Genomic DNA, 23,365 nt, shown 5'->3' with positions numbered 1-23,365 from the left:
ATCCCTGCGCGCCTGGAAACAGCGGCTGGTTTCCGGTCCCCCCGAAGTACGGATGCGGTCGGTCCCGCATTCACCCGTACTGCACCGAGGACGAGGACGTCCCCGGGCGTCACTCGGTTCCCGGCGGTGTGCATGGCGCACAGACTACGCACCGCCAAAACCTGCCGAGGTCCGAAGTTCACCCCAAATAGGGCAACTTGCCTCCAACGAATCGGTGATGTGATCCCGTTCACCATCCCCCCTCTTGTCCCACCCGACAGGCCGTTCTATCGTCGTGATGTATCGAGTCGATACATCAGTGCGAGATAAAGACCGTCACGGCATGTCCGCGGCAGAGAGGAGGCGACGATGGGCCGGCGTTCCGGGATCCTCGAGTTCGCCGTACTCGGCCTGCTCCGCGAATCCCCGATGCACGGCTATGAGCTGCGCAAACGACTCAATACGTCACTGGGTGTGTTCCGTGCGTTCAGCTACGGGACGCTCTATCCCTGCCTCAAGACGCTGCTCGCAAACGGCTGGTTGATCGAAGAGCCGGGGAACACCGCCGAGGAAGCCGGCGCCGCTTCACTGACGGGGCGCCGGGCCAAAATCGTCTACCGGCTCACGGCGGAGGGCAAGGAGCACTTCGAGAAGCTGCTCTCCCAGACGGGCCCCGACACGTACGACGACGAGCACTTCGCCGCACGCTTCGCCTTCTTCGGGCAGACCTCCCGGGACGTGCGCATGCGCGTGCTCGAGGGCCGCCGCAGCCGGCTGGAGGAGCGCCTGGAGAAGATGCGCGCCTCCCTCGCGCGCACCCGCGAGCGCCTCGACGACTACACCCTCGAGCTCCAGCGCCACGGGATGGAGTCCGTGGAGCGCGAAGTGCGCTGGCTGAACGAGCTCATCGAGAGCGAGCGCGCCGGGCGGGACCTGAAGGGTCCGGCATCCGGCGAATCCGCTCAGCAGGACACCACCAATGGAGCGACGGGCGGCCTGCCCCGGCCCGGGAACACGTCCCGGCCGGATACGCCCGGCGACACCGCCATGTGAGGTCCCGTCGGGGCTTCACCGAGAACACACAGGGAGCAACCGGAATGGGTTCGGTTCGCGTAGCCATCGTCGGCGTGGGCAACTGCGCCGCGTCGCTGGTGCAGGGCGTCGAGTACTACAAGGACGCCGACCCGGCGTCCAAGGTCCCGGGCCTCATGCACGTGCAGTTCGGCGACTACCACGTGCGGGACGTCGAGTTCGTCGCCGCCTTCGACGTCGACGCGAAGAAGGTCGGCCTCGACCTCGCGGACGCCATCGGCGCCTCCGAGAACAACACCATCAAGATCTGCGACGTCCCCAGCACCGGGGTGACGGTCCAGCGCGGCCACACCCTCGACGGTCTCGGCAAGTACTACCGCGCCACCATCGAGGAGTCGGCCGAGGAGCCGGTCGACGTCGTCCAGGTCCTGAAGGACCAGCAGGTCGACGTCCTCGTCTGCTACCTCCCCGTGGGTTCCGAGCACGCGGCGAAGTACTACGCCCAGTGCGCCATCGACGCCAAGGTCGCCTTCGTCAACGCCCTCCCGGTCTTCATCGCCGGCACCAAGGAGTGGGCGGACAAGTTCACCGAGGCGGGCGTCCCGATCGTCGGCGACGACATCAAGTCGCAGGTCGGCGCCACCATCACGCACCGTGTCATGGCGAAGCTGTTCGAGGACCGGGGCGTGATCCTGGACCGCACGATGCAGCTGAACGTCGGCGGCAACATGGACTTCAAGAACATGCTCGAGCGTGAGCGCCTGGAGTCCAAGAAGATCTCCAAGACGCAGGCCGTCACCTCCCAGATCCCCGACCGGGACCTCGGTGAGAAGAACGTGCACATCGGCCCGTCCGACTACGTCGCGTGGCTCGACGACCGCAAGTGGGCCTACGTCCGCCTCGAGGGCCGTGCCTTCGGTGACGTCCCGCTGAACCTGGAGTACAAGCTGGAGGTCTGGGACTCCCCGAACTCCGCCGGCGTCATCATCGACGCCCTGCGCGCCGCGAAGATCGCCAAGGACCGCGGCATCGGCGGTCCCATCCTGTCCGCGTCCTCGTACTTCATGAAGTCCCCGCCGGTGCAGTACTTCGACGACGAGGCCCGCGAGAACGTGGAGAAGTTCATCCGCGGCGAGGTCGAGCGCTGACGCTCCGCCCCGCAGGCCGTGGAAGATCCCCGAGGCGCCGTGCCCGGGGATCTTCCCGTATGTGAGGCTGTGGCCCATGTCCGTCGCACGCGACCTGAGCGCCCTGCTCCGCTTCCGCGACTTCCGGCGCCTGCTCTCCGTACGGCTCCTCTCCCAGGGCGCCGACGGCGTCTACCAGGTCGCGCTCGCCACCTACGTCGTCTTCTCCCCGGAGCGACAGGCCTCCGCGGCCGCGATCGCCTCCGCGATGGCGGTGCTGCTGCTCCCGTACTCCGTCGTCGGTCCCTTCGCCGGGGTCCTCCTGGACCGCTGGCGGCGGCGCCAGGTGTTCCTGCACGGCAACCTGGCCCGCGCGGTCCTGGCCGCGGTCACGGGTGTGCTGATGGTCGCGGACGTCCCGAGCTGGCTGTTCTACGCCTCCGCACTGTGCGTCACCGGCATCAACCGCTTCGTCCTCGCCGGCCTGTCCGCCGCGCTGCCGCGCGTGGTCGACGCCGATCGCCTGGTGATCGCCAACTCCCTGTCGCCGACCGCGGGGACCCTGTCCGCCTTCGCGGGGGGCGGTCTGGCCTTCGTCATACGCCTGGCAGGGGCCGACTCCGATGCGGCCGTGGTGCTCCTGGCAGCCGTCCTGTACCTCGGCGCGGCCCTGACGTCGCTGCTCATGGCACCGGAGCTGCTCGGCCCGGAGCGTGAGCTGGTGCAGCCACGGCTGGGTACGGCGCTGAGGGGCACCGCCCACGACCTGGTGGCGGGCGTGCGTCATCTGGCGGCCCCACCGCGCAGGGAGGCCGCCTGGGCGCTGGCGTCGATGACGCTGATGCGGTTCTGCTACGGCGCGCTGACGGTCATGGTGCTGATGCTGTGCCGGTACGGCCTGACGTCGGACGCCGATGACGGGCTGCGCCTGCTGGGGCTGGCGCTGGGCTTCTCCGGGGCCGGGTTCTTCGCCGCGGCCGCCGTGACGCCCGGGGCGGCGGGCCGGCTCGGTCCGGCCCGCTGGATCGTCGTGTGCGCCGCGTCGGCGGCGGTCCTGGAACCCGCCCTCGGCCTTCCGTTCCTCACGGGGCCCCTGCTGGCCGCGGCCTTCGTGCTCGGCCTGGTCACCCAGGGAGCGAAGATCGCGACGGACACGGTCGTGCAGTCCTCGGTCGACGACGGCTTCCGCGGCCGGATCTTCTCCGTGTACGACGTGCTGTTCAACATCGCGTTCGTCGGAGCGGCGGGAGTCGCCGCGCTGATGCTGCCGTCCGACGGACGTTCGGCACCGCTGGTGGTCACGATAGCGTTGCTGTACGGAGCGATTGCGGCGGCTATGGCCCGCTTTGAGCGCAGGTCAGTGTCACATCAATGACACAGAGTCCCCCCGATGTTGAAGGGATGTCGGTGCGGACCGATACCTTACGTGGGTCTTATTCGCGCCATGTCCGCGTCACATGCGCCCAAGTTCGAGGGGGACCCCCAGTGACCACTCCGCCGCCGCCCCAGGGTCAGAATCCGTACGCCCAGGCACCCACCGCTCCCGCGGGGCAGCAGCCCGGCGAGCCGGGAGTCCCGCAGCAGCCCTACGCGCCGTTCCCGCAACAGCAGGGCGGGCCCGTGCCCCCGCCGGCCGCGCCGGCCAAGCGCGGCGGGAAGAAGGTGCTCCGCATCCTCGGCGTGATCGTCGTCGCCGTCATCATCGGTGTCATCAAGTTCGGCATCGGCTGGTGGGCCAGCGAGACCGACGCCGAGACGACCTCGGTCGGCGCCTGCATGCACAACGACGGTTCCGACTCCAAGGCGGACCTCAACGAGGTCGACTGCTCGTCCAGCGAGGCCCAGTACAAGGTCGTCGAGAAGTTCGACGACACCAGCGACGACAGCAAGTGCGAGGCCGTGAAGGACGCGGAGATCGCGTACTACCAGTACGGCAACAACCACGACGTGGTGCTCTGCCTGAAGCAGATCAAGTAACGGCCCGTGCAGGGCAAGGGGCGATGTTTCACGTGAAACATCGCCCCTCAGCACTTCCGGGGGCGTGTTTCACGTGAAACACGCCCTTTCTCACGCCTCAGTCCTGCTGAGCCCACCACTCCTTGAGAGCGGCCACCGCGGCATCCTGCTCCATCGGCCCGTTCTCCAGGCGGAGCTCCAGCATGTGCTGGTAGGCGCGGCCGACGACAGGCCCGGGCTTGACGCCGAGGATCTGCATGATCTCGTTGCCGTCGAGGTCGGGACGGATCGCGTCCAGCTTCTCCCGCTCCTGCAGCTGCGCGATGCGCTCCTCCAGGCCGTCATAAGCGCGGGACAGCGCCGCCGCCTTGCGCTTGTTGCGCGTGGTGCAGTCCGAGCGGGTCAACTTGTGCAGACGGCTCAGGAGAGGGCCGGCGTCGCGGACGTAGCGGCGGACGGCGGAGTCCGTCCACTCGCCGGTGCCGTAGCCGTGGAAGCGCAGGTGCAGCTCGACCAGCCGGGAGACGTCCTTCACGAGCTCGTTGGAGTACTTCAGGGCCGTCATGCGCTTCTTGGTCATCTTCGCCCCCACCACCTCGTGGTGGTGGAACGAGACCCGGCCGTCCTTCTCGAAGCGGCGCGTACGCGGCTTGCCGATGTCGTGCAGCAGCGCGGCGAGACGGAGCGTGAGGTCCGGTCCGTCCTCCTCCAGCGCGATCGCCTGCTCCAGCACGATCAGCGTGTGCTCGTAGACGTCCTTGTGCCGGTGGTGCTCGTCGCTCTCCAGACGCAGCGCGGGCAGCTCGGGCAGCACATGGTCGGCGAGGCCGGTGTCCACCAGCAGCGTCAGGCCCTTGCGCGGGCACGAGGAGAGCATCAGCTTGTTCAGCTCGTCCCGGACCCGCTCGGCCGAGACGATGTCGATGCGCCCGGCCATCTCCTTCATCGCGGTGACGACCTCGGGTGCGACCTCGAAGCCGAGCTGCGCCGCGAAGCGTGCGGCTCGCATCATGCGCAGCGGATCGTCGGAAAACGACTCCTCCGGAGTGCCGGGGGTGCGCAGCACGCGGGCCGCGAGATCCTCCAGGCCGCCGTGCGGGTCGATGAACCTCTTCTCCGGCAGAGCCACGGCCATCGCGTTCACGGTGAAGTCACGCCGGACGAGATCCTCCTCGATGGAGTCGCCGTAGGACACCTCCGGTTTGCGCGAGGAGCGGTCGTAGGCCTCGGACCGGTAGGTGGTCACCTCGATCTGGTAGCCCTGCTTCTGGGCCCCGACCGTGCCGAAGGCGATCCCGACCTCCCACACCGCGTCGGCCCAGGGGCGCACGATCCGGAGTACGTCCTCGGGGCGGGCGTCGGTGGTGAAGTCCAGGTCATTGCCGAGCCGGCCGAGCAGCGCGTCCCGGACCGAGCCGCCGACCAGGGCGAGCGAGAACCCGGCGTCCGCAAAGCGGCGCGCGAGGTCGTCGGCGACTGGGGCCACCCGCAGCAGCTCGCTCACCGCGCGCTGCTGCACCTGGCTCAGGACAGTGGAAGTGTCTTCGTTGGCGTTCGGCACAACAGAAGAGGGTACGTGGCTGCGACGGCCGGCCGCGCCGTCACAAAAGGGGTGGGACCGGCTCTTCGCGGCGACAGGAGCACCCCTCCTCATCAGGACGCACGGGCCGTTCCCGTGACAGGGGCAACAGATCCTCGGATGTCCTGCCATTCCGGCGCTCCGCCGGTGCTGCACGATCTTGAGGGTGGCTCCGTGGCACTTCCCCTCGGCGCGCATCGTTACCATGCCTGGACGCACATTCCGAGACCACTGACGACGACGAGGGACGGGCGAGCGCGTGGCCGAGGCGGCAGACTTCCAGGGGACCAGTCCCTCACCTGCCCGCCGCTGGCTGCGGCGTACCGGAGCACTGCTCGCGGGCGCGCCGCTGCTCGCCGGCCTGCTCCAGCTGCCGGCCGCGCCGTCCGCGCAGGCCACGGGCCAGGACGCCTCACGGGCCGACTCCGGTTCACGCACCGTCGACGTCTCCCTCGACTCGCTCAGCCCCAGCGCCCCGTCGGACGGGGACACACTGACCGTCTCCGGCACGGTGACGAACAACGGCAAGCAGGCGGTCACCGGCGCCCATGTGGGTCTGCGGGTGAGTTCCCCGCTGAACACCCGATCGGCCATCGACACGGTCGCCCGGCGCACCGGGTACACCCCGGAGACGGACGGTGCGGAGATCGGCGGTCCGTACGTCCAGAAGTTCGCCGAGCTGACGCCGGGCGTCGCCGAGCACTTCAGCCTGTCGGTACCGGTCGACAAGCTGGATCTCGGCGCCGACGGGGTGTACGGACTGTCCGTCTCACTGTCCGGCCGGACGGCGGCCCGGCCCTGGGACGATGTCCTGGGCATCCAGCACACGTTCCTGCCGTGGCAGCCCGACGAGGCGGACCCGAAGACCAGGACGACATATCTCTGGCCGCTCGTGTCCACCGTCCACATGACGGCGGAAACGGGCCCCGGCGAGCAGCAGACGCCCGTCTTCCTCAACGACGACCTGGCCAAGGAGATCGCTCCGGGCGGCCGCCTGGAGCAGATGCTGTCGCTCGGCCAGGACCTTGACGTCACCTGGGTGATCGATCCGGACCTGCTGGCCTCGGTCGACGCCATGACACGGAACTACCAGGTGCGGACCGGCAGCGGCGACCCCACGCCGGGCACCCACCAGGACGTAGCCAAGCAGTGGCTGGCCAGGCTGCAGCAGGCGGTGGCGGGCAAGGAGGTCGTGGCGCTGCCGTTCGGCGACCCGGACCTGGCCTCGCTCGCCCACAGCGGTACGAGCGTCAGTGGCTCGCTGAGCCAGCTCAAGGACGCCACCGACGTCGCCGCCAGCACGGTGGAGACGGTGCTCCACGTGACGCCGAACACCGACTTCGCCTGGCCCGTGAACGGCGCCGTCGACCCGTCGATCGTGAAGGTGGCCACCTCCGGGGGCGCCGACAAGGTGATCGCGCGCAGCGACAGCCTCCAGGAGCCGGACGGCCTGACCTACACGCCCTCCGCATCCCGTCCCGTCGGTGGCGGCACCACGGCGGTCGTCGCGGACGCGCAGCTGTCCACGGCGTTCGAGGGCGACCTGACCCGGGCCGGCGCCACCACGCTCGCCGTGCAGCGGTTCCTCGCCCATAGCCTCGCGCTCGGCCTGCAGACGGGCAAGCAGCGCAGCGTCGTCGTGGCCCCGCAGCGCATGCCGACCGCGAGCCAGGCCCAGACGATGGCGCGGGCCCTGCATGTCCTCCAGCAGAGCACGTGGTCCGAGCCCCAGGGACTGACCGCGGCGGCCAAGGCCAAGCCCGACGCCGGCGCCACCACGAAGATCCCGTCGGCGTCGAAGTACCCCTCCTCGCTGCGCAAGCGCGAGCTGACCCGCCCCGCCTTCGAAGCGATCGCCCGGACACAGGACAAGGTCGACAACTTCGAGGTGGTCCTCACCGACGAGTCCCGGGTGGTCACCCCCTTCGGGCGGGCCATGAACCGCGAGATGTCCACGTCGTGGCGTGGCCTGGCCGCTCGGGCGCAGTCCTTCCGCAACGGCGTGGAGACGCACCTCGACGACCTCACCCGCCAGGTGAAGCTGATCGACAAGTCGGAGACGAAGCTCTCCGGGCGCAGTGCCACGATCCCGGTGACGGTGCAGAACAACCTGGTGCAGGGCGTCGACCACCTGGTCCTCCGGCTGACCTCCACGAACCCCACACGTCTCAAGATCGGCGGCAAGGGGTACGACGAGCAGCCGGTGACGGTCGCCGGCGGCCACAGCCAGTCCGTGAAGTTCACCACGTCGGCGAACGCGAACGGACGCGTGGCGGTGGTGGCCCAGCTGTACACGCAGGACGGCCAGGAGTACGGCGGGCCCGTCGCCTTCGACGTGAAGGTGACCGAGATCACGGCCACCGTGATGCTGGTCATCGGCGGTGGGGTCCTGCTGCTCGTCCTCGCCGGCTTCCGCATGTACACCCAGCGCAAGCGGGCTGCGGTCCGCGACGGCGGGGAGGGCGGCCCGGACGCGGAGGACGCCGCCGAGACGGCGGGCAAGGCCGCGGAAGGGCCGGGGAACGCGGAGGGCTCCGCGGATCGTCCTGAGGGGAAAACCGGCACCGGATCCGGGGCGGACACCCCGGAGCAGGCGAGTGACCCGGCGCCGGACACCGCAGCGGAAAGCACAGACCCGTCCGGCGCTGGTGAGAGAGTGGACCGTTGAGCATGTCGTGGCCGGTGGGCCCGGGACGATGAGGTGGGGTAACCATGAACGCGCCGTACGACGGTGACCGCGGCGGGGCCGTGGGCGGCTCGGGCCACCCCGAGACCCCGCCGCCCGAGCACGGCCAGGTGCCGCCGCAGCCGCCGACGGACATGTACCTCCAGGAGGCCTACGCCACGGACCCGTACCGGGCGCAGGACCTCTCCGCCCAGGACCCCGTCGGCGAGGCGCTGTACGACCGCGCCGCGCACCCCCCGCCGGCGCCGGGCACGGACCAGCCACAGCAGCCGCTGTACGGCCGTCCGCCGCAGTCTCCGCACGCCCCCGACCCCCGGGTGTGGGCCCAGACCCCGGCGCCTGAGCCGTCGGGCCCCACCCAGTACCTGCCGCACGGCGAAGACCCCCGGAACACCCAGTTCGTGGGCGTGGACGACCTGGTCTCCCACTCCGGTGAGGAGCACCACGAGCCGGACGCCTTCGCGCACCTCTTCCGGGACCAGCAGCAGGGCGGGTTCCAGAGCCCGCAGCAGGACGGCTTCCCGAGTGCTCCCCAGGCCGGCCCGCACGCGGCGCAGCAGGACGGTGTCCAGAACCCGCAGGGCGGCTTCCACCCCTCACAGCACGGCGGCTTCCAGGACCCGCAGGCCGGCGGACGCCCGCCCATGGACACACCGCCGGTGCCCGGTCCCTCAACCGCCCCGGCCACCGGTCAGGGACCGGCGGGGCCGTACGCGGGGGCCGCGACCGGCACCGTGGCCCCGGCAGCCGCTGCGCCGCCCGCGCCGGCCGCGCCGGCCGCCAAGAAGGGCGGGCGGGCATCGGGTCTGCTGAAGTCGAGCGCCGTGATGGCGGCGGGCACGATGGTCTCCCGGCTCACGGGGTTCATCCGGTCCGCGCTGATCGTCTCCGCGCTGGGCACGGCGCTCCTGGGTGACACCTTCCAGGTGGCCTACCAGCTGCCGACGATGATCTACATCCTCACCGTCGGCGGCGGACTCAACTCCGTCTTCGTACCGCAGCTCGTCCGCGCCATGAAGGAGGACGACGACGGGGGCGAGGCCTTCGCCAACCGCCTGCTGACCCTGGTCGTCGTCGCGCTGGGAGTGCTCACGGCTCTCGCGATGCTGGCCGCGCCCGTGCTGGTGCGGGTCCTGTCCAACCCGGTCGCCGGCGATCCGGCTGCGAACGACGTGGGCGTCACCCTCACCCGGTACTTCCTGCCCACGATCTTCTTCATGGGCATCCACGTGGTGATGGGTCAGATCCTCAACGCACGCGGCAAGTTCGGCGCGATGATGTGGACGCCGGTCCTGAACAACATCGTCCTCATCGTGACGCTGGCGATGTTCCTGTGGGTCTACGGCACCGCCGCCGACTCCCATATGAGTGTCACGAACATCCCGCCGGAGGGACAGCGCCTGCTGGGGATCGGGGTCCTCCTCGGTCTGGTCGTGCAGGCACTCGCGATGATCCCCTACCTGCGCGAGACGGGCTTCAAGCTCCGCCTGCGGTTCGACTGGAAGGGCCACGGCCTCGGCAGGGCGGCCGTACTCGCCAAGTGGACGGTCCTCTTCGTCCTCGCCAACCAGGCGGGTGCTCTCGTCGTCACCCAGTTGGCCACCGGCGCCGTGACCGACACGAACATCCCCGGCACGGGTTTCAGCGCCTACGCCAACGCCCAGCTGATCTGGGGCCTGCCGCAGGCCATCATCACGGTGTCCCTGATGGCGGCCCTGCTGCCCCGGATCTCACGCTCGGCCGCCGAGGGCGACGGCGGCGCCGTACGCGACGACATCTCGCAGGGGCTGCGGACGACGGCGGTCGCCATCGTGCCCATCGCCTTCGGCTTCGTCTCCCTCGGCATCCCGATGTGCACCCTGATCTTCGGATCCTCCGGCACCGCGGCCGCCACCAACATGGGCTACATGCTGATGGCCTTCGGTCTCGGCCTCATCCCGTACTCCGTGCAGTACGTCGTCCTGCGCGCGTTCTACGCCTACGAGGACACCCGGACGCCCTTCTACAACACGGTCATCGTGGCCGCCGTCAACGCGGGCGCCTCGGCCCTGTGCTACTTCCTCCTGCCGGCCCGCTGGGCCGTCGTCGGCATGGCCGCCTCGTACGGCCTCGCCTACGCCATTGGAGTGGGCGTCGCCTGGAACCGGCTGCGCAAGCGGCTCGGCGGCGACCTCGACGGCTCGCACGTGCTCCGGACGTACGCGCGGCTCTGCATCGCCTCGGTGCCGGCCGCTCTGCTGAGCGGCGCGGCCTGCTACGGCATCGGCCACAGCCTCGGCCAGGGCGTCCTCGGTTCGTTCGCCGCGCTTCTGGCCGGTGGCGCCCTCCTGTTCGGCGTCTTCTTCGTCGCCGCACGGCGCATGCGCATCGAGGAACTCAACTCGCTCGTGGGCATGGTCAGAGGGCGCCTGGGGCGCTGAGGCAGGGGTACGCGCACAACCATCGTCCGCAGCTGTGTGTCGTGCATAGCAGCGGACTGTGGGCACAATTGGTTTCGGCGTCGGACAGCGCGCAACGGATGGGGAGGCAGGAGCGACGGTGGCAGAACGGAGCACGGCTGCCGTCGACGTGGCAGAGAACAGCGGCGAGGAGTCGCTGACCGCCAAGGCGGACCAGTCCACGGGCGACGGGGTGGCCCAGAAGCGGGAACGGGACACGGACAACGACGAGGCACAGGGGAGCGACGGAACCACGGTTCCCGGAAGGAAGGCCTCGACACCCGAACTGCACAGCGGCCACAAGCTCGCCAGACGCTACCGCCTGGAGGAGTGCGTCACCCGTCTGGACGGGTTCAGCAGTTGGCGCGCGGTGGACGAGAAACTGCGACGGGCCGTCGGCGTCCACATCCTGCCCGCGGACCACGCGCGGGCCCGCTCCGTACTGGCCGCGGCCCGATCCTCCGCCCTGCTGGGCGACCCCCGTTTCGTCCAGGTGCTGGACGCCGTCGAGGAGAACGACCTCGTCTACGTGGTCCACGAATGGCTGCCCGACGCCGTCGAACTGACCACCCTCCTGTCCGCAGGGCCGCTGGAACCTCACGACGCCTACCAGTTGGCCAGTCAGATCGCCTCCGCAATGGCCGCGGCCCACCGCGAGGGACTCGCCCATCTCCGCCTGAACCCCAACGCCGTCCTGCGCACCTCCACCGGTCAGTGGCGCATCCGCGGCCTGGCCGTGAACGCCGCCCTGCGCGGGGTCAGCTCCGACACCCCGCAGCGCACCGACACCGAGGCGATCGGCGCCCTCCTCTACGCGGCGCTCACCCAGCGCTGGCCGTACGAGAGCGACGCCTACGGCCTGTCCGGCCTGCCCAAGGACATCGGTCTCATCGCCCCCGACCAGGTACGCGCCGGCGTCCACCGCGGTCTGTCCGAGCTCGCCATGCGCGCCCTGGCGAACGACGGCGCCACCGCCTCCCGCCACGAGTCCGCCTGCACCACGCCGGAGGAGCTGGTGAAGGCGATCGGCGAGATGCCGCGGATCCGTCCGCCGGAGCCCGCCTTCACCGCCCCGCCCGAGTACCAGCGCACGACCTACCAGCAGGGCGTGTACGGCCGCCCGGCCACGCACCCCGGCGCCACCCAGCCCGTGCCCCCTCCGCCGCTCCCGCTGCAGAGCCGTACCGGCAAGGCCCTCAAGTGGGCCGTCTCCGCCCTCCTCATCGCCGCCCTCGGTCTCGGCAGCTGGCAGCTCGCGGAAGCCCTGATGGACCGGGGCGGCTCCTCCAACAGCGACAACCAGACGCAGACGACGGACGGCAGCGACAAGAACGCCAAGCGGCCACAGCCGGTCAAGCCGTTGGCGATCCAGGAGGCGCAGGAGTACGTCGCCAGCGGCGAGGCCCAGGCGCCCGAGGACGTGGCCAAGACGTACGACGGCAGCAGCTCGACGTACTGGCGGACCAAGCGCTACAACGCCGGGCCGAAGCTGGCGCCCTACAAGCCGGGTGTGGGCATCGTCTACGACCTGGGTTCGGCCCAGGAGGTCTCGACGGCGTCGATACAGCTCCGGTACCCCGGTGATCACACCACCATCCACCTCTACGCCACGGACTCCCTGACCCCCTCGACCGGAATCGACGGGATGAAGGAGATCGGAACCGGCACGACCAGCGGGACCTCTCTCACCGTGAAGGCGGACAAGCGGGTGAAGACGCAGTACGTCCTGCTGTGGATCACGGACGTGCCGAACGCGCCGAGTGACGGCTACAGCGGGTCCGGCTACAAGCAGGCCATCACCGACCTGAGGTTCATGGGCTGACGGCCCGCAAAGGGGGAGGGGCCCGATGGCGGAAGGCGCCGGGCACGACGGTGTGAGCGATCAGGACCTGCTCGCCCGGCACGTCGAGGGCGACCCCGAGGCCTTCGGGGAGCTGGTACGGCGGCACCGCGACCGCCTCTGGGCCGTCGCCCTGCGCACGCTGGGCGATCGTGAGGAGGCCGCCGACGCGGTGCAGGACGCACTCGTCTCCGCCTATCGCGCCGCCCATACCTTCCGGGGGCAGTCGGCCGTCACCACATGGCTGCACCGCATCACGGTGAACGCCTGCCTGGACCGGGCCCGCAAGGCCTCCTCACGCAAGACCTCACCCATGGACGACACCGAGCGCCTGGAGCAGCTGCTGGAGCCGCACGAGTCGGCCTCTGCGCCGGCCGAGAGGAACGACGTGCAGCGCCAGCTCGTCGAGGCGCTGGGCACGCTACCCGCGGACCAGCGGGCCGCCCTCGTCCTGGTCGACATGCAGGGCTATCCCGTCGCCGAGGCCGCCCGCATTCTCGACGTGCCGACCGGGACGGTGAAGAGCCGCTGCGCCCGGGGCAGAGCCAGGCTCCTGCCGTTGCTCAGCCATCTGCGCCCCGGACGCGCCGGCGACCGGACGCAGCAGGCCCCGTCACGGAACCGGACGCAGGCGGCATCCGTCCCACCGACGGCGAAACCTCTGGACACGGATCCACAGGACGCGGGGCCGAGCGACTCAGCTGCTGTGAAGGGCGGAGGTGGACGAGCATGACATCGACGGCAGACGCAGCCGGGCACCCGGACGTCGAGGAGATCTCCGACCTCACCGAGGGCCTGCTGTCCGCCTCGCGGGCGGCGGACGTGACGCGGCATCTGGACGGCTGTGAGCTGTGCGCCGACGTCCAGGGGTCCCTGGAGGAGATACGGGGTGTGCTGGGAACGATGCCGGGAGCGCCCCGCATGCCCGCGGACATCGCGGGCCGTATCGACGCCGCCCTGGCGGCACAAGCGCTGCTGAACGCCTCGGAACCCGAGCCCGACAGCACGTCGGCCCTCGCCGGTGCCTCTCCCGGCGAGCCGGGCGCGGGTCCTGCGGACACGGGAGCGGCCCCCGTGGGCCCGGGGGCGGGCCCTGCGGACTCAGGCGCGACCCCGAGCACGGACGGGGTGCCAGGGGCGAACCGGGCTCGGGAGACGGGTGGCAGCCGCGGTGTTTCACGTGAAACATCGCGTGCGAGCCGCCTCGCGGGGCACACCCGCCCCAACGGCACGCATCCCGGCCGCAAGGGCCGCACGTGGCGCGGGCGTCGTCGGATCGCCGTCCTCGGGTCCGCGCTCACTGCCGCCGTCATCGGCATGGTGTCCGTGGTGCTGGCGTCTGTGCGGGACGACACCGGCCCCGGCGCCGGCGCTCACCGTGCGCCCTCAGCCGCAGCGGACACGTTCTCCGAGGACACCCTCGGGACGCAGGTCGTGGATCTGCTCGCCCAGGCCGAGCAGTCGCCGGGTGACGCCCGCACCCCGCACACCTTCGGCGCGGGCTCCGCACCGGGCAGCGATCGGCCGAACGTCCTGAAGGACCGGCCCACCGTCTCGCTGCCCTCCTGCGTCCAGCTCGGCCTCGGCCGGGACGACGACGCACTCGCCGCGCGAAAAGGCGTCTACAGCGGCAAGGACGCCTATCTCGTCGTGCTGCCCGACGCATCCGGCGACGCCGCCCGGGTAACGGCCTATGTCGTCGACGCCACCTGTGTCCAGCACCCCTCGGCTCCGGCCGGCGTCCTGCTGTCGCACTCCTACGCACGTAGCTGAGAACCCCCGGCCCGTGATGACCCCGGTGTGCCGTAGGCTGTCGCGCCCGCGCGTGCCCGGGCACGCCGGGAATGCCTGGCCCGTAGGATCCGTTGGGTGGGGTGAGAGCTGTGAGTGAGGCTCCCACCGGACCGTACGACACAGTCCAGAGACGAGGAATCAAGCCGTGAGCGACGTCCGTAACGTGATCATCATCGGCTCCGGGCCCGCCGGCTACACGGCGGCGCTCTACACTGCGCGCGCGTCGCTGAAGCCGCTCGTGTTCGAAGGGGCCGTCACCGCGGGCGGCGCCCTGATGAACACCACCGAAGTCGAGAACTTCCCCGGCTTCCGTGACGGCATCATGGGCCCCGAACTCATGGACAACATGCGCGCCCAGGCCGAGCGCTTCGGTGCCGAGCTGATCCCGGACGACATCGTCTCCGTGGACCTCACGGGCGAGATCAAGACCGTCACCGACACGGTCGGCACGGTGCACCGGGCGAAGGCCGTCATCGTCACCACCGGCTCCCAGCACCGCAAGCTCGGTCTGCCGAACGAGGACGCGCTCTCCGGACGCGGCGTCTCGTGGTGCGCCACCTGTGACGGCTTCTTCTTCAGGGACCAGGACATCGCCGTGATCGGCGGTGGCGACACCGCGATGGAGGAGGCCACCTTCCTCTCCCGGTTCGCCAGGTCCGTGACGATCGTCCACCGCCGGGACACCCTGCGCGCCTCGAAGGCGATGCAGGAGCGCGCCTTCGCCGACCCGAAGATCAAGTTCGTCTGGGACAGCGAGGTGGCCGAGATCCAGGGCGACGAGAAGCTCTCGGGCCTGAAGCTGCGCAACCTCAAGACCGGCGAGCTCTCGGACCTGGCGGTCACGGGCCTGTTCATCGCCATCGGCCACGACCCGCGCACCGAGCTGTTCAAGGGCCAGCTGGACACGGACGAGGAGGGCTACCTGAAGGTCGACTCCCCGTCCACCCGCACCAACCTGACCGGTGTCTTCGCCGCTGGTGACGTGGTCGACCACACCTACCGTCAGGCGATCACCGCGGCCGGCACCGGCTGTTCCGCCGCCCTGGACGCCGAGCGCTTCCTCGCGGCGCTCGCAGACACCGAGCAGCAGGCGGAGCCCGAGAAGACCACCGTCTGATCCCTCACTCCCTACACCCCACCGCACGAAACAGTTAAGGAGCCCGCTGTGGCCGGCACCCTGAAGAACGTGACCGACGCCTCCTTCGAACAGGACGTCCTCAAGAGCGACAAGCCCGTCCTGGTGGACTTCTGGGCCGCCTGGTGCGGTCCCTGCCGTCAGATCGCTCCGTCCCTGGAGGCGATTGCCGCCGAGTACGGCGACAAGATCGAGATCGTCAAGCTGAACATTGACGAGAACCCGGGTACGGCCGCCAAGTACGGGGTCATGTCGATCCCGACCCTCAACGTCTACCAGAACGGCGAGGTCGCCAAGACCATCGTCGGCGCGAAGCCGAAGGCCGCGATCGTCCGCGACCTCGAGGACTTCATCGCCGAGTGACGTTTCACGTGAAACACGAATGGGCCAACCCTCTCGGGTTGGCCCATTCGGCTTGAGAGCTTCAAACACATGGGGCGGCCACATGCCCGCTGGAGCCTCTTCGGTGCGAAGTTCTCAGAGCGGCCGCAGTGCCGGTTCCTTCTGGACGGCACCCAGGAGCCGGTCGATGGCCATCTCCACGTCTTCCTTCCAGGACAAGGTCGACCGCAGCTCCAGACGCAACCGCGGATGACTCGGGTGGGACCGGACCGTCTTGAAGCCCACGGCCAGCAGATGATCGGCCGGCAGGAGGCAGGCGGGCTCCGTCCAGCGTGCGTCGCCGAACGCCTCGATCGCCTTGAATCCCCGCCGCAGCAGATCCTTGGCAACCGTCTGGACCATGACGCGGCCCAGTCCCTGCCCCTGATAGCCCGGCATCACGAAGCCGGTCATCAGCTGCACCGCGTCCGGAGAGACGGGGCTGGTGGGGAAGGCCGTGGAGCGCGGCACATAGGCAGGGGGAGCGTAGAGGACGAACCCCACGGGGACATCGTCCACGTAGACGACCCGGCCGCACGATCCCCAGTCGAGCAGGACGGCTGAGATCCAGGCTTCCTTCTCCAGCGCTGCGGTTCCCGCCTTCACCGCGGCTTCGCCGCTGACGGGATCCAGCTCCCAGAAGACACACGCGCGACAGCGCGTGGGAAGGTCCTGAAGGTTGTCCAGCGTGAGCGGTACGAGCCTGCGCCCCATGGAGGGGGTTCCTCCCTTCCTTCTCCCACTGCGCTGCGGGCGGCTGCCAGAACCCTCCGTTCCCTGAGGAGGCTGCCGACGAACCCGCCGAGCGCGCCGATTCCCCAGCACCCTGCCACCAGTACGGTGCGGCTCACTCCTCGCATGACTCCGCTTCCCGATCAGAGGGCCGACAGGTGCATACGCCCTACCCGAACGCATCGTATCCACGCTGCTTTTCCGTCGATACCGTCCTGAAAGCAAAGAGCGGGCCGTGTTCCGGTGCACTCCGGACACGACCCGCTTCTGCCGAACGGCCGAGGTGAAACCCCTCTCTGGGGTCTCAGGCGTCAGTCTCTTCCTCGGGGTCGCCGTGCACGAGGCTCTTCTGCAGGACCGGGCCCTCACCGGGCGCCAGCGTGCCGAGGATGCGCTCGAGGTCCTCCATCGAGGCGAACTCGACGGTGATCTTGCCCTTCTTCTGCCCGAGGTCGACCTTCACCCGGGTCTCGAAGCGGTCCGACAGACGCGTCGCGAGATCGGAGAGGGCCGGGGAGACCAGGGCTCCTGCACGGGGTCCCTTGTTGCGTGTGGGCGTCTTCGGCCGCGACCCCATGAGGGTCACGATCTCCTCGACGGCTCGCACCGAGAGGCCCTCGGCCACGATCCGGTGGGCCAGGCGATCCTGCTCCTCGGAGTCCTCCACGGAGAGCAGGGCCCGTGCGTGTCCGGCGGACAGGACCCCGGCGGCCACCCGACGCTGCACCGCAGGAGAGAGCTTCAGCAGACGCAGGGTGTTGGAGACCTGCGGACGCGAGCGCCCGATCCGGTCAGCCAGCTGGTCGTGCGTGCACTTGAAGTCCTTCAGAAGCTGGTCGTAGGCGGCTGCCTCTTCCAGCGGGTTCAGCTGGGCCCGGTGCAGGTTCTCCAGAAGGGCGTCCAGCAGAAGCTTCTCGTCGTCGGTGGCCCGGACGATCGCCGGGATCGCCTCCAGGCCCGCCTCGCGGCAGGCTCGCCAGCGCCGCTCGCCCATGATGAGCTCGTAGCGCGCGGGCCCGAGTTGCCGCACGACGACGGGCTGGAGCAGGCCGACCTCCTTGATGGAGGTGACGAGCTCGGACAGTGCGTCCTCGTCGAAGACCTCGCGCGGCTGGCGCGGGTTCGGGGTGATGGAGTCGAGGGGAATCTCGGCGAAGTGGGCACCCATGGGGGGTGCGGACGTCTCCGCGGTGCCGGGCGCACTCAGCTCATCGGTTTCACGTGAAACAGGCGGCAGTGTCGCCACTTTCGCCGCGGCCACTCCGCGGTCCGTGGTCAGCACCGGCGCCCCCGCGGAAGACGTCGGAGCAGAGCTCCCGACGCCGGCGGCCGCGGGCGTCCTCTCCCCCGTCGGGGCAGCGGGAATCAACGCGCCGAGACCACGGCCCAACCCCCTGCGTCGCTCACTCACTGGATCCCCTCCACCATGCTCGGATCACTCTGAGCGCCGATGTGGGCGTGCGCCGCGTCGTACCGGACGCCTACGCCCCTCAGCGCGATTTCTCGTGCCGCCTCCAGATAGGAGAGGGCACCACTGGAACCAGGATCGTAAGTCAGCACCGTCTGCCCATAACTGGGCGCCTCGGAGATCCGGACCGAGCGGGGAATGCTCGTCCGCAGCACCTCGTCGCCGAAGTGACTGCGCACCTCCTCCGCTACCTGGGACGCAAGCCGCGTCCGGCCGTCGTACATGGTGAGCAGGATGGTCGACACATGCAGCGTGGGGTTGAGGTGCCCCCGCACCAGGTCGACGTTGCGCAGCAGCTGGCCCAGGCCCTCCAGCGCGTAGTACTCGCACTGGATCGGGATGAGGACCTCCTGGCCGGCGACCAGGGCGTTGACGGTCAGCAGGCCGAGCGAGGGCGGACAGTCGATGAGGATGTAGTCCAGCGGCTGCTCATACGCCTGGATCGCCCGCTGCAGCCGGCTTTCCCGTGCCACCAGGGACACAAGCTCGATCTCCGCACCGGCGAGATCGATCGTGGCCGGGGCACAGAACAGGCCTTCCACGTCGGGGACGGGCTGGACGACCTCCGCGAGCGGCTTGCTCTCCACCAGGACGTCATAGATGGAGGGGACATCCGCGTGATGATCGATCCCCAGCGCGGTGGACGCATTGCCCTGAGGATCGAGGTCGACCACCAGGACACGGCCGCCGTGCAGAGCCAGGGATGCGGCAAGGTTGACGGTCGTCGTCGTCTTGCCCACCCCACCCTTCTGGTTCGCGACCACGATGACACGCGTCTGCTCGGGCCGCGGCAGACCCTCGCCTGCGCGCCCCAGAGCCTCGACCGCCAGCTGGGCAGCACGACCGATGGGAGTGTCGTCCATCGGGGGCGGTGTTTCACGTGAAACATCCTCCCCCGGCGACTCGGTACGGGGGCCGGGGACCGGATCGGTCATCGGTCCCGCGATGTTGGCGTCGGACCGCAAGGATTCACTCTCCTCGACTTCAGGCTCGCAATGAACAGAGCCTCCCATGCCTTCGGGGTCGCGAACCAGTGAGGCCTGGCGTTCTGTGGAGAAATCCACCTCTGTGGACAACTCCGTGCCCCTCTCGGGGGACGGAGCACCGTCGAAGACGGGAACCTCTTCGAGGGAACCGAGCGGCTTGCGCTCGCGAGATGGGGCCGCAGCGCGGCCACGGTTGATGATGCCGTGCAGCAGTGAGCGACGTTTCACGTGAAACACGATGCACAGCAGTCATGGCCGAACTGTCGCGACACTCCGAGTTGCGCAGGTTGGGCAGCTTGTGTGGAGTACGACTGTCCGTCATCAAGCAACCAGGCAGATGCGCGTGCCCGACCCCGGGGCACCGGGCTGATCCGTACCACAGGGCCTTACCGGCGTCGGCGCTTCGGTCCCGTCCGAGCCGCCTTCGCACGCTTCGCCGCGAAACGGACACCGCCGGGGCTCTCCCCGACCTCGACCCGCACCACCGTCGAGAGCGGATCCACGATGCCTTCACCCACCTGCAGGATGGACGTCTCGACGGCACCGAGCTTGCTGAGCGCGGTCGCCGCGCTCTTCAGCTCCTCCTCGGCCGTGTCGCCCTTGAGGGCGAGCATCTCCCCGTACGGCCGCAGCAGCGGGATGCCCCAGGTCGCGAGGCGGTCCAGGGGAGCCACGGCCCGGGCCGTCACCACATGCACGGGCGGCAGCTTGCCCATGACCTCCTCGGCACGGCCCCGGACGACGGTGACGTGGTCGAGGCCCAGCAGTTCGACGACCTCGGTGAGGAAGTTGGTGCGCCGCAGCAGGGGCTCCAGCAGCGTGATCCTGAGGTCCTCCCGGACGAGGGCCAGGGGGATGCCCGGCAGGCCGGCGCCCGACCCGACGTCGCACACCGTCACCGCTTCGGGCACGACCTCCGAGAGCACCGCGCAGTTCAGCAGGTGCCGCTCCCACAGGCGGGGCACTTCGCGGGGGCCGATGAGTCCGCGCTGCACACCCGCCTCAGCGAGCAGTTCCGCGTAGCGCACCGCATCCGCGAAACGATCGCCGAACACCTCGCGCGCCTGCTCGGGCGCGGGGGGAAGCTCTGCTGCCTCCATCACGGGGGACCGTCCTTCCGTACCGCTCCAGCGCCGTGGGCGCTGATCACCAGGACTACCAGGGACTGTCAGCCGTCAGGACCAGGCTGACAAAGTGAGGCCCCGTCTGCGCAACAGACGGGGCCGGTGGAACTCAGGGACCGATCAGGCGGGAAGCACGACGACGAAGCGCTGCGGCTCCTCGCCCTCGGACTCGCTGCGCAGGCCGGCGGCCTTGACCGCGTCGTGCACGACCTTGCGCTCGAACGGGCTCATCGGATTCAGCTTCACGGGCTCACCGGTGCTCTTGGCCTCGGCGGCAGCCTTGGCACCCAGCTCGGACAGCTCGCCGCGCTTCCGGGCCCGGTAGCCGGCGATGTCCAGCATCAGGCGGCTGCGGTCGCCGGTCTCCCGGTGCACCGCCAGGCGCGTGAGTTCCTGGAGCGCCTCCAGCACCTCGCCGTCCCGGCCGACCAGCTTCTGCAGGTCGCGGCTGCCGGTGTCGCTGACGATCGATACAGCGGCGCGGTCGGCCTCGACGTCCATGTCGATGTCGCCGTCGAGGTCGGCGATGTCCAGCAGACCCTCGAGGTAGTCCGCCGCGATCTCACCCTCCTGTTCCAGGCGGGTCAGCGCGTCTGCGCCCTCGGCGGCCGCGGAGGTGGTGCCTTCCGTCACGGGATGGGCTCCTTCTTACTTCTTGGACGGGGACTTGGGCCGCTGGGGACCCTTGCGCTGGCCGGACTGGGCCCTGCTGCGGGTGCCGTTGCCGGGCTTCGAGGCGGCCTTCCCGGGAGCGGCGGGCGAGGCGTCCTGCGGCTCGTCGGACTTGCTCAGCGACGTGGACGACCCTGCCTCATCAGGCTTGCCGGCCGTCGACTGGCGCTGGGCCTTGGACTGGCGCTTGGGCTGCTGGCGCCGCGGGGCGGGGGCGGTCGCGGTGACCTGCGTGCCGTCCTCGGACTGCGTGGCGGCGACGCTCTCGCTCTTCACGACGGTGCCGTCGGCCTGGGCCGCCAGGCCCGCCTTGTTCAGACCGTTGATGAACTTGCGCTCGAACTCGTTGCGGTCCCGGCCCTTGGCCACGATCGCCTTGACGATGGCCCTCTCACGCCGGTTGCGGGTCTTCCCGTGGTGGGTGACGTGCTTGTACAGGCGCTCGAGGTAGGCGCCCTGCGCCTTGGAACCCGGGGTGGGGTTGTTGTGGATGACGTACATCTGCTGGCCCATGGTCCACACGTTGGTGGTCAGCCAGTAGACGAGGACACCGACCGGGAAGTTGATGCCGAAGACGGCGAACATGATGGGGAAGACGTACATCAGCATCTTCTGCTGCTGCATGAACGGCGTCTTCACCGTCGTGTCGACGTTCTTCGTCATCAGCTGGCGCTGCGTGTAGAACTGCGACGCCGACATCAGCACGATCATGAGGATCGTGACGACCCGCACGTCGGTGACCGAGGCCCCCAGCGCGTGGATCGTGTCGGAGCTGTCCTTGAACTTCGCGGCGAGCGGAGCACCGAAGATGTGCGCCTGACGGGCGCTGGCCAGCAGCGACTCGTTGATGACGCCGACGGTGTGCCCCGACGCGATGCCGTTGAGCACGTGGTACAGGGCGAAGAAGAACGGGGACTGCGCCAGGATGGGAAGGCACGAGGAGAGCGGGTTGGTGCCCGACTCCTTGTACAGCTTCATCATCTCTTCGGACTGACGCTGCTTGTCGTTCTTGTAGCGCTCCTGGATCTTCTTCATCTCCGGCTGGAGCGTCTGCATCGCACGGGTCGCCTTGATCTGCTTCACGAAGAGCGGGATCAGGCAGATGCGGATCAGAACCACCAGGGACACGATGGACAGGCCCCAGGCCCACCCGGTGTCAGGGCCGAAGATCGCGCCATAGACCGTGTGGAACTGGACGATGACCCAGGAGACGGGTGTCGTGATGAAGCTGAAGAGGCTGGCAATCGTGTCCACTAATCATGCTCCTTGGGCATGGGACGAGGTCTCTGCGGCCGGGCTCGACCGGATGCCCCGGTCGGTGGCCGGTTCGGCGGCGGAGGGCCCGCCCTTGCGTGCGCGCCAGGCGCTGCGCAGCATTTCGTGCCACCGCGGACGCTTGCGCGGCGGAACGTGGTCCACACCGCCCAGCGACCACGGATTGCACCGCAGGATGCGCCAGGCGGTGAGTGCCGTTCCCTTGATCGCGCCGTGCCGGTCGATGGCCGTGTAGCCGTAGTGGGAACACGATGGGTAGTACTTGCACACCGGCCCGAGCAACGGGCTGATGGTCCACTGGTACAGCTTGATCAGTGCCAGCAGCGGGTACTTCATCGCGCGCCCCCTCCCAGCAGTCGTCGAAGGGCGGCATCAAGGTCTCGGGCCAGCCGTGCGGAGTCCGCGTCGGCCGCCCCGGGCAGCGCTCGTACGACTACCAGGCTACCGGGGGGCAGAAGGGTGACTCGGTCGCGCATCAGATGGCGAAGTCTGCGCTTCACCGTGTTGCGCACGACCGCACCACCCACTGCCTTGCTCACGACGAAACCCGCACGTGGCGGGGGAGCGCTCTCCCCTGGCACGTGCGGGTCCGTGGAACCGCTACGAAGGTGGACGACGAGGAGTGGGCGCCCGGCCCGGCGTCCTCGTCGTACCGCGGTCGCGAAGTCCTCGCGCCGCCTCAGCCGGTTGTCGGTGGGCAGCACGACGTCATGACCTGATCGGGATCAGGCGGACAGGCGGGCGCGACCCTTGCTGCGGCGGGACGCGAGGATCGCGCGGCCGGCTCGGGTGCGCATACGCAGCCGGAAGCCGTGGGTCTTCGCGCGACGACGGTTGTTCGGCTGGAAGGTGCGCTTGCTCACTCGGGGGCTCCAGAAAGTATCGGTAGTGGCGGGGTGCCGTCCTGGCTGTCACCGTGCGCCCACGAGTAGCTCGCAGTAACGCCCGAGTGCACCGCTTACCGATCACCTTGACGCGATCTGTGCCCTTCGGAGGCAGGCGGCAGCAGCCATCGACAACTCGACCTGGTTACGGTACGCGGGGCTGCGGCATCCGGTCAAACCGGAGCTCGCCGGGAGACACTGTCCACAGCCTGGGGACAACAACTTGAACCGTACCGGCCGCGCTGACTACCGTGGCTGGACTCCGATTCGTTCCTTT

The 23,365-nt window shown here is 69.5% G+C and carries 21 protein-coding genes; 11 read left to right on the top strand and 10 right to left on the bottom strand.

From position 1 onward, the window contains the following. Positions 1-348 precede the first annotated feature (348 nt). The 4 genes from ABZ920_RS11175 (at position 349) to ABZ920_RS11160 (ending at position 4,115) form a co-directional block, all read left to right on the top strand. A complete protein-coding gene (locus tag ABZ920_RS11175; RefSeq protein ID WP_361501699.1) occupies positions 349-1,032 on the top strand; it encodes a helix-turn-helix transcriptional regulator in 684 nt (227 codons plus the stop codon). A 44-nt stretch (positions 1,033-1,076) separates the two neighbouring features. Further along, entirely contained in the window at positions 1,077-2,159 is a 1,083-nt protein-coding gene (locus ABZ920_RS11170; protein ID WP_361501696.1) for an inositol-3-phosphate synthase, read from the top strand. A gap of 76 nt (positions 2,160-2,235) precedes the next feature. Continuing rightward, positions 2,236-3,513 carry an MFS transporter gene (locus ABZ920_RS11165; protein ID WP_361501693.1) on the top strand — a complete coding sequence of 426 codons (1,278 nt, stop codon included), beginning with the start codon at positions 2,236-2,238 and terminating at the stop codon, positions 3,511-3,513. Positions 3,514-3,623: 110 nt separating this feature from the next. Next, a complete protein-coding gene (locus tag ABZ920_RS11160) occupies positions 3,624-4,115 on the top strand; it encodes a hypothetical protein (protein ID WP_361501690.1) in 492 nt (163 codons plus the stop codon). Between the two features lie 97 nt (positions 4,116-4,212). On the opposite strand, the gene ABZ920_RS11155 is transcribed toward ABZ920_RS11160, so the two are convergent. Then, positions 4,213-5,655: a CCA tRNA nucleotidyltransferase gene (locus ABZ920_RS11155; protein ID WP_361501687.1), complete on the bottom strand. Its 1,443-nt coding sequence runs from the start codon at positions 5,653-5,655 to the stop codon at positions 4,213-4,215. A gap of 277 nt (positions 5,656-5,932) precedes the next feature. On the opposite strand from ABZ920_RS11155, the gene ABZ920_RS11150 reads away from it, so the two are divergent. From ABZ920_RS11150 to trxA, 7 genes are all read left to right on the top strand, one after another. Further along, on the top strand, positions 5,933-8,341 hold the full coding sequence (locus ABZ920_RS11150) for a DUF6049 family protein (protein ID WP_361501684.1): 2,409 nt from the start codon (positions 5,933-5,935) through the stop codon (positions 8,339-8,341). A 44-nt stretch (positions 8,342-8,385) separates the two neighbouring features. Next, complete coding sequence (gene murJ, locus ABZ920_RS11145; RefSeq protein ID WP_361501681.1) at positions 8,386-10,779, top strand: murein biosynthesis integral membrane protein MurJ; 2,394 nt, start codon at positions 8,386-8,388, stop codon at positions 10,777-10,779. Between the two features lie 118 nt (positions 10,780-10,897). After that, positions 10,898-12,619 carry a protein kinase family protein gene (locus tag ABZ920_RS11140; protein ID WP_361501678.1) on the top strand — a complete coding sequence of 574 codons (1,722 nt, stop codon included), beginning with the start codon at positions 10,898-10,900 and terminating at the stop codon, positions 12,617-12,619. A 25-nt stretch (positions 12,620-12,644) separates the two neighbouring features. Next, on the top strand, positions 12,645-13,370 hold the full coding sequence (sigM, locus tag ABZ920_RS11135; protein ID WP_361501676.1) for an RNA polymerase sigma factor SigM: 726 nt from the start codon (positions 12,645-12,647) through the stop codon (positions 13,368-13,370). After that, a complete protein-coding gene (locus ABZ920_RS11130; protein WP_361501673.1) occupies positions 13,367-14,410 on the top strand; it encodes a hypothetical protein in 1,044 nt (347 codons plus the stop codon). Before sigM ends, ABZ920_RS11130 begins: the two co-directional genes overlap by 4 nt. Positions 14,411-14,576: 166 nt before the next feature. Then, positions 14,577-15,548, top strand: a complete 972-nt coding sequence (gene trxB / locus ABZ920_RS11125) for a thioredoxin-disulfide reductase (RefSeq protein ID WP_361501671.1) — start codon at positions 14,577-14,579, stop codon at positions 15,546-15,548. Positions 15,549-15,596: 48 nt separating this feature from the next. Continuing rightward, a complete protein-coding gene (gene trxA, locus ABZ920_RS11120; RefSeq protein ID WP_361501668.1) occupies positions 15,597-15,929 on the top strand; it encodes a thioredoxin in 333 nt (110 codons plus the stop codon). A gap of 114 nt (positions 15,930-16,043) precedes the next feature. Here the strand turns inward: trxA and ABZ920_RS11115 are convergent, their stop codons facing one another. From ABZ920_RS11115 to rpmH, 9 genes are all read right to left on the bottom strand, one after another. Further along, a complete protein-coding gene (locus ABZ920_RS11115) occupies positions 16,044-16,661 on the bottom strand; it encodes a GNAT family N-acetyltransferase (protein ID WP_361501664.1) in 618 nt (205 codons plus the stop codon). Between the two features lie 322 nt (positions 16,662-16,983). Next, a complete protein-coding gene (locus ABZ920_RS11110; RefSeq protein ID WP_361501661.1) occupies positions 16,984-18,090 on the bottom strand; it encodes a ParB/RepB/Spo0J family partition protein in 1,107 nt (368 codons plus the stop codon). Continuing rightward, a complete protein-coding gene (locus ABZ920_RS11105; RefSeq protein WP_361501886.1) occupies positions 18,087-19,160 on the bottom strand; it encodes a ParA family protein in 1,074 nt (357 codons plus the stop codon). Before ABZ920_RS11105 ends, ABZ920_RS11110 begins: the two co-directional genes overlap by 4 nt. Positions 19,161-19,519: 359 nt before the next feature. After that, positions 19,520-20,236: a 16S rRNA (guanine(527)-N(7))-methyltransferase RsmG gene (gene rsmG / locus ABZ920_RS11100; protein ID WP_361501658.1), complete on the bottom strand. Its 717-nt coding sequence runs from the start codon at positions 20,234-20,236 to the stop codon at positions 19,520-19,522. Positions 20,237-20,377: 141 nt separating this feature from the next. Continuing rightward, positions 20,378-20,890, bottom strand: coding sequence for a R3H domain-containing nucleic acid-binding protein (locus ABZ920_RS11095; RefSeq protein ID WP_361501654.1), 513 nt, complete (start codon positions 20,888-20,890; stop codon positions 20,378-20,380). Between the two features lie 15 nt (positions 20,891-20,905). Further along, positions 20,906-22,183 carry a membrane protein insertase YidC gene (gene yidC, locus ABZ920_RS11090; RefSeq protein ID WP_361501651.1) on the bottom strand — a complete coding sequence of 426 codons (1,278 nt, stop codon included), beginning with the start codon at positions 22,181-22,183 and terminating at the stop codon, positions 20,906-20,908. Between the two features lie 3 nt (positions 22,184-22,186). Then, a complete protein-coding gene (gene yidD / locus ABZ920_RS11085; RefSeq protein ID WP_361501648.1) occupies positions 22,187-22,540 on the bottom strand; it encodes a membrane protein insertion efficiency factor YidD in 354 nt (117 codons plus the stop codon). Continuing rightward, positions 22,537-22,908, bottom strand: a complete 372-nt coding sequence (gene rnpA, locus ABZ920_RS11080) for a ribonuclease P protein component (RefSeq protein WP_361501645.1) — start codon at positions 22,906-22,908, stop codon at positions 22,537-22,539. Before rnpA ends, yidD begins: the two co-directional genes overlap by 4 nt. Before the next feature lie 21 nt (positions 22,909-22,929). Beyond that, entirely contained in the window at positions 22,930-23,067 is a 138-nt protein-coding gene (gene rpmH, locus ABZ920_RS11075) for a 50S ribosomal protein L34 (protein WP_003956500.1), read from the bottom strand. Positions 23,068-23,365 lie beyond the last annotated feature (298 nt).

The organism is Streptomyces sp. NPDC046831, from assembly GCF_040645305.1.
Taxonomy (GTDB): domain Bacteria; phylum Actinomycetota; class Actinomycetes; order Streptomycetales; family Streptomycetaceae; genus Streptomyces.
The sequence above is the reverse complement of the archived record's forward strand: the minus strand, read 5'-3'. Positions and strand labels throughout refer to the sequence as shown.